The sequence below is a fragment of the Fusibacter ferrireducens genome (assembly GCF_015352425.1).
Taxonomy (GTDB): Bacteria; Bacillota; Clostridia; order Peptostreptococcales; family Acidaminobacteraceae; genus Fusibacter_A; species Fusibacter_A ferrireducens.
The window spans coordinates 104,683-118,595 of record NZ_JADKNH010000001.1 but is presented as its reverse complement, the minus strand read 5'-3'; the positions used below and the strand labels follow the sequence as shown (position 1 = coordinate 118,595).

The 13,913-nt window shown below is 35.8% G+C and carries 10 protein-coding genes and 1 pseudogene; all 11 read right to left on the bottom strand.

The annotated features are described in order from the left end of the window. Positions 1-556: 556 nt before the first annotated feature. The 11 genes and pseudogenes from ISU02_RS00605 to drmA all read right to left on the bottom strand — a co-directional run bounded on the left by ISU02_RS00605 (position 557) and on the right by drmA (position 13,899). On the bottom strand, positions 557-874 hold the full coding sequence (locus tag ISU02_RS00605) for a YciI family protein (RefSeq protein WP_194699839.1): 318 nt from the start codon (positions 872-874) through the stop codon (positions 557-559). A 15-nt stretch (positions 875-889) separates the two neighbouring features. Next, positions 890-1,312, bottom strand: a complete 423-nt coding sequence (locus tag ISU02_RS00600; protein ID WP_194699838.1) for a MarR family winged helix-turn-helix transcriptional regulator — start codon at positions 1,310-1,312, stop codon at positions 890-892. Positions 1,313-1,422: 110 nt separating this feature from the next. Continuing rightward, positions 1,423-2,093, bottom strand: a pseudogene (locus ISU02_RS24510) (DUF4277 domain-containing protein); the annotation flags it as partial. Between the two features lie 79 nt (positions 2,094-2,172). After that, complete coding sequence (locus ISU02_RS00590; RefSeq protein ID WP_194699836.1) at positions 2,173-2,601, bottom strand: hypothetical protein; 429 nt, start codon at positions 2,599-2,601, stop codon at positions 2,173-2,175. A gap of 540 nt (positions 2,602-3,141) precedes the next feature. Continuing rightward, positions 3,142-3,468: a hypothetical protein gene (locus ISU02_RS00585; RefSeq protein ID WP_194699835.1), complete on the bottom strand. Its 327-nt coding sequence runs from the start codon at positions 3,466-3,468 to the stop codon at positions 3,142-3,144. Then, entirely contained in the window at positions 3,461-4,258 is a 798-nt protein-coding gene (locus tag ISU02_RS00580) for an ATP-binding protein (RefSeq protein ID WP_194699834.1), read from the bottom strand. Before ISU02_RS00580 ends, ISU02_RS00585 begins: the two co-directional genes overlap by 8 nt. Then, complete coding sequence (istA, locus tag ISU02_RS00575; RefSeq protein ID WP_194699833.1) at positions 4,255-5,802, bottom strand: IS21 family transposase; 1,548 nt, start codon at positions 5,800-5,802, stop codon at positions 4,255-4,257. The genes ISU02_RS00580 and istA overlap by 4 nt, the downstream gene beginning before the upstream one ends. A gap of 732 nt (positions 5,803-6,534) precedes the next feature. After that, a complete protein-coding gene (locus ISU02_RS00570; RefSeq protein WP_194699832.1) occupies positions 6,535-7,773 on the bottom strand; it encodes a DNA cytosine methyltransferase in 1,239 nt (412 codons plus the stop codon). Between the two features lie 132 nt (positions 7,774-7,905). Next, on the bottom strand, positions 7,906-8,616 hold the full coding sequence (locus ISU02_RS00565; protein WP_194699831.1) for a phospholipase D-like domain-containing protein: 711 nt from the start codon (positions 8,614-8,616) through the stop codon (positions 7,906-7,908). Next, the gene (gene drmB, locus ISU02_RS00560; protein WP_194699830.1) at positions 8,595-10,418 is read right to left on the bottom strand and encodes a DrmB family protein; all 1,824 of its coding nucleotides are present in this window, start codon (positions 10,416-10,418) and stop codon (positions 8,595-8,597) included. The genes ISU02_RS00565 and drmB overlap by 22 nt, the downstream gene beginning before the upstream one ends. Further along, positions 10,411-13,899, bottom strand: coding sequence for a DISARM system helicase DrmA (gene drmA / locus ISU02_RS00555; protein WP_194699829.1), 3,489 nt, complete (start codon positions 13,897-13,899; stop codon positions 10,411-10,413). The genes drmB and drmA overlap by 8 nt, the downstream gene beginning before the upstream one ends. Positions 13,900-13,913: the final 14 nt, after the last annotated feature.

Sequence of the window (13,913 nt, the reverse complement as noted above, 5' to 3'; positions counted from 1 at the left end):
CATACATACAGCCCTTCGGGCTAGAGTCCTCGCTGATGCTGTGGATAGCCCTGCTGATGTGTGTATGATGAGGGGGGATTTTTTTGTATTGTCAATAAATTTGGGGATGGGGATAATATACGGGATAGTCCGGGAACTCAGGTTACAGATTATTGATCGCTTACTCTTTGTATTTCCAACTTCACCACGCATTCCACGTGCCTTAAGTAGGCAAAAATGATGACGTGAAGACCTGGTTGCGTAACATGTCTCACGCCACTTTTATATGCACGTATAATATTTATCGCTAAAGGGAAAGAAGGCATCCGAAGTTAAAAAAACATCTGTCATCTGCCCTAGCCATGTTTTTATTTCTCTTCTTATAAATATTTGCAACTTTGTCGTAAACATGCTCTCCCAGATATCATCAGTCAGTATATCCATGTAATCATTGCTAATATATACATCTATTCTATTATCTCTGTCTGCTCTTACGACAGGATGATAGCCTCGCCAATCATTTCATATTCTGCGATGAACCTCTACATCAAATATATTTTTAATTCTAATTTTTAACCTATATATTTTTTTCAAGATATTCAATAACCTCATCTACAAGAAAACCGTTTTCTATAGTTGCTTCCTCTACCTCTACTATTTTTCTCTCCATATAATAATTAACTTTTGAAAACGGGTCATTATCAATATACTCTTTTGCTTTTTCTTGAGACGGTGCATCCACAATCATTAACGCCGTTCCATCTGTACAAGGCCCACAAAACGGTAACACTCCCAGCTCTTTAAGACTTTTTAAGTATGCAGCATGCTGAGTAACAAGCTCTTTCGTCATCAGCTCTCTCTGTTTATTTGAAAGGTGTACAATAAATTTTTTCACAGTAATCAGCTCCTTTTATAACTTATTATTTAAAGTCTGAATCGAACTTTTTATCTCATCCAGATTCCCGCTGAGTAATTCATTCAGTTCCTTGTCTGCATTTTGCAGGCTTGATAATGCATGATTTAAAACTTTCTTTCCTTTCGGAGTGAGATGAACCTCCATCGATCTCCTTTCTTTTCCTACTAAACGTTCAATAAAACCATCTCTTTCCATTCTTCCTAACAGAGTACTCACAGTAGCCCGCTCAAGCTCTATTTTTTCTGCTATCAGAGACAAACTGGAAGGTCCGAACTCCTTTATTACCTCCATTACATAAACATAAGAGGTACTAAGACCATACTCTTCCAAATATCTCTCATACCATTTTTGAACCTTTTTACGGGCCATACTTAATTGAAACGCCAAACAGTTTATAGTTATATTATTTTCTTTCATGTTAGTATACTAACAGTTAGCATGCTAACTGTCAAGAGAAAATAATTAAATTCACCTCATATTCCGCTGAATATATAACATCATTCCCAGAAAAAAATTTAAGTCTTTTTAACGATTGCAAACACCACGAGATAACTGATAGCTTCAACACGATGGATTGAGTCAACATAAAGTGAGTTTACAAATTGAGGCGATTTCAGGAACTGAAACTTGCGCTCAACTGCGCTTTGAGACTCTTATTTTTCAAGAATCCTCTGCGCTGACATCCCAAGCTTTGTGGAGGGCACAACAAAAAAACACTCGCGCGTGATCTGTTCTTCGATCGAAGTTTGGTGAACCAATATGTTACTTTTCACTAAGTAGTTTGATACCGGTGTTTCGTCTTTTCTAGAACGACCTACTGATCGTTGGGGAATACCTTTTTATACACAGGTTGCGTCGAGCAGTCTATAGACTGATGGCTTTGTTGTCGTTTCAATCTCGATAATAGGCTTGGAGGTTGTATCAAAGTTGACATTCGTTAATTTAATTCCATATCTTTTGAAAGTAGATACGGACAATTCCGAAAGTATTCACTAAGTCGTGAAAGCGGCTGATGCTCATCTGCCATGTTCATAAGAAGTCGTTTTGCAAGTGAGCCATAAGGAATTTCCGCTGGTCTTCCTGTTTGTTTTTCTAATGCTGCATTAAAAATTTGATCCATATTTATTTGTTCACATAAGCCTGCTATAAAACCGAGTTTTCCATCACGATATGGGGTTATTTGACTAAAATCGAACATACACTTTACCTCGAATTGGTTTGATATTGTATATATTCGAGGATGAGAACCGCGATAGATATCTTGTAAAGTCAAGACATTATTCTATTAACTCTAATAAATCTACCAGTTTTGAAGACGTTGTCCAGTAAACGTTATTCATATATAAAATATATTCTTCTGGTTTGTCATTCGACTGATAAACATCGGCGGTAGCAATTGTTGATTCACTTTTGTTATACCTAATACTCATATCCATTTTAGTCAGCTTATTACTGTAAGGTGAAAATAATTCAACAAAAAAATTATCTACTTTAACGACAAAGCCAGAATAGGATACGAGATCAATTAATTTCTCATCAAATGGATAGGATACTGCTTTTTCTTCGGTGACAATTTGAATCCCATCTGCTTGATCAATAGTGACAATATTATCTTTTATGTATCTATCTTTATCTAGGAACCAAGACACACCTATAAGTAGAATAGAGCATAATACGACGATTATTTTTTTCTTTTGATTTTTCATTTCACACTCCTCAGATTACTAAAACAATGAACTTCACAACCCAATTTTCAATGATATATATGAAGATAAACAGGGTTGTTTGCTTACATATTTGAATATTCTTTTCAAATAGACCACTGAGTCCGATGTGTATTGCCCCCCAATCTGAAAAATGGGACCAGTAGTTCCGGTGGACTGATCATTAATGATGTATCATACAATTTTGACTAAGTTCATAGTTATTTAACGTGAAAATAAACAAGATTTACTGATGAAAAGTTGAAGGCAGTATGCAATGTATCAACTTAATTGACTTGAATAATGGGGTGAATCATGTCGCTAATTTTCGATCACAAAACATGGACCTTGACGGACCTTTCAGTTGAAAATGCTTAAGAGCTGTTCAGAATAACCTGAGAAAGCGTTTAATTATACAGATAACATTATTAGTCAGGCAATGTATATTCCGGAGTGCAAATACCACTTGCACGGACTTTTAGAGCCGGCTTCACGGAGGATGAGAGCCACCCTCACGGAAGCTGAGCCGCTTGGCATTAATAGTTAATTTTCAGAGTCATCATGGTCATGAGTAAGGTTTGTTATGTGATCAACCCACTCATCCGAATCCATGGGGTCCTGATTGTTATATAACAACTGAATATAGATTTTGTAAGCAGGATGATCGTAATACCTGCCAGCAAGACCCGAGAGTATATCACTCCTCATGAATTCGTCATACGGAGGCTCAAGATACTTGCTAAGGGTGTATCTGGTTTTGACGGTTTCTGACTCAAGATGCTGTATATCTTTGATCAGACAATCAATCAGTCTACAGAACTCGTAAAGGTTAAACTTTTCATAGAGTGCTTCGATTAGCTCATCATACATCTCCATCACCAACCTTTTGAGAACTTTTTAGACCGTGTCGTTCTCTCATAGAAACCCTCCCGTCAATCATGATTTCGTAGGAGTTATGGATGATACGGTCCATGATTGCTTCGGATATGGGACTATCGTTATCTGGGTCAGGATTGATCCGAGAATACCAACCATCTGTTTCATACTGTGTGCAGAAAATGATGGAACCTTTGATGGTTGAGCCGCATCTGGCTTCTACAATTTCAAGGAGGTCATAAGCTTCATTTGGGGATAATGTGCGGATTAACCACTCATCAAGGATAAGCAGATCAACCTTTTGGTAGGACTTGATTGTCTTCTTTAAGTTGCCGCATCCCTTTGCTACATTCAGTTCATCAATGAGTTCCGGCATACGGATGTAGCGAACTGATTTGAACTTTCTACAGGCTGCATTTCCAAGGGCATTGCTGAGATAAGTCTTACCGTTTCCAGAGGCCCCTTTGATGATGATATGATGGTGATCCTCTATATACTGACATGTGGCAAAGCGAATGATCTGTGCTTTGTCCAGTCGTCTGTCTTCATGATACTCAACGCCTTCTATCGAGGCACTTGGTACCGAGAACCTTGCGGTTTTAATGTACCGTTTGAGTTTGTTGGATTTACGGCGGTTTGACTCTGCATCAACAATGAGGCCAAGTCGTTCTTCGAAGCCCAAAGAACCGTAGGTGGATTGATCGGCTAGCTGAAGTTCCAATTCAGAAGCCATGGCTGAAAGTCTCATTTCACGCAATGCATCAAGGGTGGACTGATTAATCATTGTTGATCACCATCCTTCCCATAGTAGGCTGCACCACGGGTGATGCCATAGCTGTTTGGAGAAGGTGGTTGTGGTTTTTCCTTCTTCAACCGATCCTGACCGTTTTTCAGTATAGTACGAATGTTGCGAATAGTAGGTGAGTTGCTGTAAATCAGCACACGGTCACAGGCTTTTTCGAGCCGGTTATTGCTATAACTATCAGCAAGTTTGCTTAGGCTGGCACATGATTTATAACCCTGTTCAGGCTCTTTCCCAGAAGACAAGAAGCGTTCAACCACTTCGGTAGTCTTCGGTCCGACTGACATCGCCCACACAAGGAAATCTTCTTTGTTATAGGCAAGGTACTTCTGGTGCTCGGACGGCATGTGTTCCTTCTTAGTGATTGGATCTCTTTGTTGCATGTGTACCCTTGAGTGGGAAGCTACCCTTGAACCATGGTAGAACGCCTCGACAGCTTTGCTTGTAACTCGAATATCAAGCGTTTCTCCGATTAAATCAAAAGGAACTGAGTATTTGTTTATGCCATCCGTTATGAGATAATCAGGACGGATCGTTGCAGAGGACCAGTCTGCCGGTTCAAACGGGGCTACAGGGAGTGGTTTCATAAATGCTTGTTCCTCATCAAAATAAGCACTATGGCGATTCCCTTCTCGTTTCTTAAATGGGTAGTTGTTCAGTTCCTCCAGTTTTTCACGCACTGCCCGTCTAACCTCGTCGATGGTGAAAAACTTTTGGTTTCTCAAAGCCGCAATAATCCAGGTGGATGCGTACTTCACAGAGCCTTCAGCAACACTCTTGTCTTTAGGGCGCTTCACCCTAGCAGGAATAATGGCTGTGTCATAGTGTTCAGCCATCTCCTGATAGCTTCTGTTCAAGATGGTTTCATTTCGGGTATTCTTGATGACACCAGTCTTGAGGTTGTCGGGGATGAGCAGTCTTGTAACACCGCCAAAGTATTCGTAGGCATGAACATGGCATGAAAGCCAACTGGCGGATGTCATATCCAAGCAGGCCTCTGCATAAACATAACAACTACAGGGTAACGCTGCAATGAAAAGATAGGCTTTGTCTACTTCACCGGTCACCGAATCATGGACCGGTATTGTATTACCTGCCCAGTCAACCTGCATGGTATCACCTGGTTTATGTTTGATACGCATAGTTGCCTTGGTGATTCTTGCCCAGTGTCTGTACTTGTCACAGAACTGGGAGTACATGTATGGAGTTGCACCTGCGTTGTAACACTTTTCGCAGTATTCACTCCAAAGCAACGTTAGATTAACGCCGGGCTTTGCCAGTTCCTTGTGAATGTAAGGATAGTCTGGTAGTTGCCTGCCGCTTGATATTGCTACACGCCCTGGATAAAGGGCTTCGTGGAGCGACTCATTTGTTGCAGCTTCATCTAGTGGCCATTTAATACCGACACTTGAAGCTAAAACAAGCACATCCTTTACTGTGTTACGTGAGCTGTGTACACTTGCTGCAATCTGCCGTTGTGAGTAGCCGAGGCTTTTCAACCTAAGAATTTCTCGGTAATTCACCATGATTATCGACCTCCTGTAATGGTAGTCACACTTATGTGTGCTGATACCATTATAGGATTTATTGCAGAATGGTTCACCTCATCGTGAAGGTGGCTCTGTTTAACCGTGACAGTGGCTCTATATCACCGTGCAAGTGGAGTTTTGCTGTCGGAATCTACAGGCAACGTTATAGAATGGTCATGCTTAACCTAGGCTCACATATAAGATGTACAACAATATTCCATATAGTATTTGCAGCTTTTAATTTTCTCAATAATGAAGCGATTAATAGACAAGAATGGGTGGTCTAAAAAAATGTACCCACTGGTCTCATTCATCGGAACCACTGCTCAATTTAGTCCGGAATACTCACATATTTCCATTGTATCACATAAAAATTAATGGTTCTATCACTATCAATATCGATTGGACATACAATATATTTATAGCCTTTAAGAGATACATAGTATAAAAACCATCCCCCACCACCTATATACACCCTTCGGGCTAGAGTCCTCGCTGTCGCTGCGGATAGCCCTGCTGATGTATATAGGTGGTGGGGGACTTTTTGTATTGTCGATAAATTGAGGATGAGGATAGGTGTAGAGATCAATTATTTTTACACTAGATCAATCAAACATTTGCCTTTTCAGCACTAAAAAAAATCTCTACATAATATAATCCCATTCATGTTAGAGATTACCTTCGAGAATATTTTTTCAAACAGAATTTATTTCGATAAAATTTTGATTTTTATTCAGATTTAAGCAAATCTTTCATTTTTTTTGCTATTTGTTCTGCCAAGATTGGCGGTACAGCATTCCCAATTTGTTTAAAAGTTGAAGTTCTAGGCCCTTCAAAATAGTAATCATCTGGAAATGATTGTAATCTTGCTGCTTCTCTAACTGTTAATGATCTACATTGCTCTCTGTCAGGGTGTATATAATAGTGACCATCTTTGGCTATATGAGCAACGACCGTTTGTGAATAGGTTAAGTTATCAGCAACAACTTTAAATCGGTCTAAAAAAGATTTAGTATTCTTATGAGTCATTTCATTTTTTTCTAAATCTGTATATTTTAAACGCTCACCTTTATCATACCATCTATCAATCGCCTTTAAATATATTTTTTTATCTCTATCAATATGAGGCCTAGCAACATGATGTGTAAGTATATCATCAGGTTTCCTTATTCCACTCTCAACTAAGTATTTTGATGGAGTAGCCCTATATTTCCCAGTTATATCAGCTTCACCTGCTTGTAACTTTGGCAAGTCACAAAAAACTTCTGATACCATATATTGGTTATCTATTTCCTCTAACTCAGGATATTTATAAGATAAGTCATTTCTCCAACCTACAATTATCACTCTCTTTCTTCTTTGTAAAACACCATACTTTGATGCATCTATTATCCTATTATTTATAGTATAGCCTGCTTCTTGCATTTCTCTTTTTAAATTTTCATATATCTTTCCATTTTGAGCAGATTTAATGCCCAATACATTTTCAAATACAAATGCTCTTGGCTTATATTTAATTAAGAATTTTATATACATTCTATAGAGAAAATTTCTAGGGTCATCTTTCATTCCATTTGGATCTCTCGATCTTCCTACTACTGAGTACGCTTGACAAGGAGGTCCTCCTATAATCAAAGGAATTTCTGTTATATTTTGGTTTTTCATAAGAGTATCTATCCGATTAAAAATTGAATGAATTGTCTCATTTGATATGCTTTCATTTATGACAGTTTCTTTAATGTCCTCTCCGATATGTCGAAATAGCATTTCTCTATCAATTTCCTTTTTAAGATAAGATTTGTAAATCTCAAGTTTGCCTTGTTCTTTTAATTTATGATATGCAGTCCTTGTTTCCATCGTTGCACATGCATAATTATCTATCTCCACATGTGCAACAGCATTAAATCCAGCTTTGATAAATCCTTCAGATAGACCACCTGCTCCTGAGAATAAATCTATAAAATTCACAACTCTCACCACCTTTATTATTTCTTCTATCTCTATTATATCTCTAAATCAATCTATTGGACAGAGTGAAAAGACCAATATCTTTTTTACTAATTTATTCTAAAACAAAGAATAAAGCTGCTCTTTTCTTCTTTACCAGTAAATTCTTTTAAAGCTTTTAGAATCGTATAATTTGTTGAATACTTTTCTTATTTCTCTAGCTTTATCACTTGATTTTATTAGAACTCCTAATTCTACATTACCACCCATACCATTATAGGAAAGATTCGATGAAGTAATTAATATTTCTTTATCATCTATTATAAGTATTTTTGCATGAAGTGATTGATTTGACTTTTCAGGTTTCACAAAGTCATATATTCTTACCGATGACAATTTTAAAGACTGAAGTGTTTCAAGGTGATGCTTATTTTTATTATAGTCATTCACATAAAAATCTATTGGTATACTACATCTAGCCGCATAATGCAACTCATTGATTATACTTGCTGCATACGTGGAAATAGAGTAACCTGTAAGCAATATACTTCTCTTAGCTTTTTTAATCAATTCTACATATGTTGGTTCAGTTCGTCTAGCATTCAGACCACTTGCTAACGGAGCTGTAACAATCAAAGCAGTATCTTCATCATTGCTATCTAATAATTTAATTCCAAGTTGTAACATAAAGATGCATTGCTCATTAGTGATATCTGGAATCCTTTTTTTCATCTCTTTTATGGATGAAAACTCTAACAATTCATTCTCAAAAATACAACCTTCGTCAAATTTCTTTTTGAAACGTATCATATCATTTTTTATTTGCGTTGCCACTAATGAAACTATAATATCCTTATGCCACATTTTTCTTCCACCAATTCTTCAAAAAATCCTCTATATTTTTTATTGCCTGTTGAGACAAGCATTCTTCGGTCCAATAATCTGTTACCATTCTCACAAGCCGTTTCAGGTATCATAGTACAAGAATGACATGCTGCACCATTAACGCTTTCCTTGAAAGGATTTGAATACATACATCCAGGGTCAGATGAACAAGTTGTTGCCTCTTGGAGTGCTTCGTAAAGCAACTCCTCAAATTTTTCTTTTTTCCCCATTTCCTCTAAACCACCAAGAGTCCCTTCTCTATCTGCACATCCTGTGTACAATAATATTCCGGACATGGATTCACTATAGTAGATTCTTTCTTTAATTTCAGTTGAAGAATAACCGCTTTTCAATGACATTTGTTTAATTAAAATATGTGCTAGCGTATGAAGCAAAACATAATTTGAATCCCTTTTACTTTGGTATTGCCAACCTCGTTCTTCTAAATATAATTTATAATTATCTTCATATTCTTTTGACAACTCTTTAATTTCAGGTTTACCACTCCATCTATCAAGTTCAGCTCTATTTAGCTCAATAAATATACCTTCTCCATTTATAGTCACTGCTGGCAACCAGTTTGTCCTTTGATAATTGAGATCTACGATCTTAGAGTCATCATCATTTTCAGGATCTGGAAATCCACTTCTAGTAAACCCTTTAAGAACCATCACTTCTTTTAACTTCTCTATTCGGACTAACGTTGTTATATAACGGTCCAACTCATGTGATAATTCAACTTCTCTAGCCTTAAAATCACAAATAATTTTTTTGTTGCTCATATCTCTATTTTTTAGAATAGATTCATATTCTTTTTGTCTTAATTCTGAAGTTGAATTGACATTATTTTTTAGTTTCTCAAGCGCATCAATATAGTCATCCTTGCTTATAATGCCCTTCTCTTCAATTTGTAGATCATAATACTCTTCTACAGTCTTCCAATAAAACTCACTTTCATTTTCAGGCCCATAACCATTTGTTTTATTATATCTTTTCAGTTCCATATTCCAGAACTTCTCTATTTCCTCATATATCTCCTCAACTATTTTAAGTTTAGGATTATCCCAAGGAGGAATTTTTAATGCACTTTTTAATACTGGAAAATATATACTTGATGCACCTCTTAAGCTTGGTATAACATGTTTATCGCATTTTTCATTAAATTGATCAGGTCTATGCGGATGGTTTCCAGAACATTTATACTCTCTAAAATTATTTGTTGTTGTTGCTCCAGCTAAGGTTCGTTTAGCGCCACAAGTACAACTAATTTTAATTGCATCTAATTCAGATGAAAAACCATCACTCTTCATTGTTAATTCACCATTACAATTCGATGTTCCGTGATGGACCCATTCACGGTATGGAAAATCATCTAAATGACCAGCTTCACACGATACTACAAATCTTGAGGGAAAAGCATCACTTCCACAATCACATTTTGGTCCCTTCCATGAATACTCATGGTTCATTTTTTTCTCTGATTGTTTAAACATAGAGCCACAGCGTTTGCATATATGCCAGTCAGGAAATGATATTGATGGTATTGATTTTTTCCCTGGCTTTGGTTCCTTAAAAGATTTAACTCTTAGTAAATTTGCAAAATGCAAGAATTTGATGTCTTTGCCCATGTAATCTTCTGGGGCATAACCACCATTCCAATAATCAATATCTAATATTGTTAAAGAATCTTTAACCGCATCATGGATAGATCCAGGCCCAAATGTTGTTAACAGTTGAAGTGGTTGCATTTTACTTATAGTCGGTTTTTTATTGCTATACATCATATCCCTCCCAATGATATATTTCTACATCTTCTTCAACATTTCTCAACGATTGAAGTGCCGTTCTTTCATGATTATCCCATTTATTATTAGGATAATTGAAAAGTTTTTTCTTCTTTACTTTAGTATTTTTTGAATTCCACTCTATATAATGCAAATGATCAAAACTCGAAATAAGTATCTTCCACTCATCTATAAAGGCTAATATTTCTGATTCAGTATCGAAAGTGTTCATCGGATCAACAATTCTTACTCGGTCCAATAAGTGTTCTATAGTTAAACTAAGTTTATTAGCTTCAAGCTTATTTAAATTATATGCCTTATTATTTGCACGCATTTCATCATGCATTCCTCTTAACATCGCAACCAAAAGTGCATGTAACGATCTTTCACGTGCTCTCGTAGAAAAAGGTGTTGCAGTTGTCCCCTCTACAAACCGATACAGTTGCCCATGATAAGCCTTAAAATTTTCAAAGTGAGACATATCTCTATTCCTGTAAGGATTAATAATATTAAAAACAAGTCCTGGCATGCTACGTCCAACTCTACTTGTTGCTTGAATATATTCTGAAGTTGTCTTCGGTTGACCTGTAACTGCCATAACACCTAATCTATCAACATCCATCCCCACGCTTATCATATTGGTTGCTACTACAGCATCTAAAATTTCATTTCCATTATCACCATTTTTGAGTCCATTTTCTAATTCTTCCAATAGTAATGGTATATCTTTTGATTTTATTCTTGAAGTAATCTCCTTGTATTTTATATTTGTTCTAGGTTTTTCATCATTATTGCGATTAGCCAAAACTTTTACTCTGCTAGGAATATCGTCCTGCAATAATCTAACTGTCCCACCAAGCTCACGCTTACTATTAAAGTAACCAATCAGTGTCCAATATGGATCTAGATAATTCTTGAATATTTCATGAGTTCTAAATCTCATAGCTGTCTGAATAATTACAGCGTAAACTCTTAGAACCGTTGTTTTAACAGATGAGCCGGGTGCATAAATCCCGGCGTACAATCTAAAGGGATTAATATCTAAGTCTAGTTCTTCAGCAAAAAAAGAACTAGCTGATTCATGACCCGGAGCCGGAAATTGAGTGAATTTTTTGCCATACAAAGACTGAATTTGATCCAATGCATTTCTAATTGTTGCTGTAGACGCAATATATTTGGGCATTAATGTCCAGTCATCATAATATATTCTACACAATTCCTCAATAGCAGTTTCATAATGACCATAAAGTGTTCCTAACGGTCCCGTTATAAGATGTAATTCATCTTGAATAATCAATTCAGGAGGAAAAAAAGGTTTTACTATATTTGGTTTTTTTCTACTCTTAAATTCACTCCCACAAAGAATATTTCCATATCCCTCTAGATACCTATCTCGCTTACCAAAAAGTAGATGAGAATCCTCTTTCGTTGCTATTTGAGCAAATTTATCAACTGTTGCAATAACAACCGTTGGACAATTTCTATATATGGCTTCATCTATAAGGTCTACAGGAATTCTTTTGCCACTTTCCCTTGAGAACGCACAGCCTTTCTTTGAACAATAGATTTTATGAAACTTCTCTCTTCCCTTTACGCTTAAGTCATGACACTCAGCAGTTAACTTAGTACCACAAATTGGACAACTTCTTATTTGATCGTATAAATTTCCCTTTAATCGTTCTATTATGAACCTTGTTCTATATTCATTTTCAACTAGATCATCAAACTTATTTGGTGTTGTAGTGCCACCAACCCAAAACCCAATAGAAATAGGTGCCTTTCCCAATCTATATTTTCCTTCGTGTCTTAAAAGTTCTGCTGCACTAATAACTTTTAACAATCGATCTCTTTGCTGTGTTGTTAGTAGTCTTAGTGTATATCTCAGAAATACGGTAACACCACCATCATATTCGTAATTTACATCTGTATCTTTGCGGAACCTTCTTAACGCAATTGCAAATACAATTATCCCCAAATAAGCTTCTGTCTTACCTCCGCCAGTGGGGAAATATAACAGCTCTACATTTTTGCTATCATTCGATTTTTTATCAACAATACTCTCAATATTTTTTAAAATAAAAGCGATCTGGAACGGACGCCAAAATGAATGATTTTCCGTTCGAAGTTCTAGTAACTCTGCTTCTTTTGCATTTCTATCTTTGCTAAATTTACTAAGTGCTCTTGAAAAATGAAGTGCTTCGTTCATGAATTTAAAGCTTTCAAAAACAATATTATCATCGAGTAACAATATTCCTTTGCGTATGCTACTAAGTGATTCTTCACATTTTTTTATTATGTCATTACCTTTAGATCTATAATTTTCATCATTCATAAACTCATGATATTTTTCTTTATCTATCCATTCTTCATATTCATCAGCAAGTGCATTAAGTATACCTATAGTATTCTCTTTTTCAGTATCCATAGAGAACTTTTTCATAGATAACTTACCAATAAACTTTTTCCTATCTGGACTTACACCAGGTATTTCTTCAGTAGGAAGAAATGAAATTTTTATCTTTGATGTACGTTGTCCTTTTGGTTTTTCCCAATTGACAGCACAACCGTATCCTTGACCAAAATATGGTTTGTTTTTATAATAATAATCTTCTGAAGTTTTAAACCCATATGCCTCTGTACGAGATACAAAAGGATGCTCACAATCTACTCCTTCAACTTCAAGTTCAACTTGATACATATTCTTTGTAATATCTTGTTTATTGCTCTTTTTTTCTCTTTCGTTACTCAAATACAAAGCAACCATAGTTTTTTCTGTGTTAAGCAATTTGAAGCAAACCCACCTTAAAAAAATTCCATCCTCCGTCAGTTTCAATTCTTTTCTATCATCAAATAAATCTATCATATATTTTTTATCTTTATTAATCTGTTTTCTTCTATATCTTCTCTTATTTTTAATTTTTATTTCATCAGAATTTTTAGGTATATATTCTTGCTTGTAAGTTTCAGTCTCATATTCCCCCCATGTCGCAAGAACATTTAATTTTTTAACATCCAAATCTAAAAAGAAATTTAAACCAGCTGAACTTTGAGATTTAAATTTAGAAATATTTTTGTCATCATCTTCTTCATCGTCATTCTCACTTCTATCTCTTTCATACTCATCAAATTCTTGTTTATTAATATACTCATTTTGAGCTTTTTCCCCTATATTGCTTTCTATATAATCAACTATCTCCTCGTCTTCAAAAGATTTAGGCTGTAAAATACCTGTCAAGTAATTACTAGAAGGACTTTCTGATATTTTTAATTCCTCTTCTTCAGGATAGGGACCAATAAAATCCGTCTTCATGGCATCAACAAACTCTGAACGAAGCATTGCAGTTATTTCTCTTTCTATTTTTAATACATTAACTTTATCTTTCTTTACTTTAGCAGACTCCAATTCTGATACAATTTCCTGAAGATAAATATCTTTATCTTCTTTACTTAACGAAGAATATTTTTGAATTTTATTCATAAAACGCTCCTAAC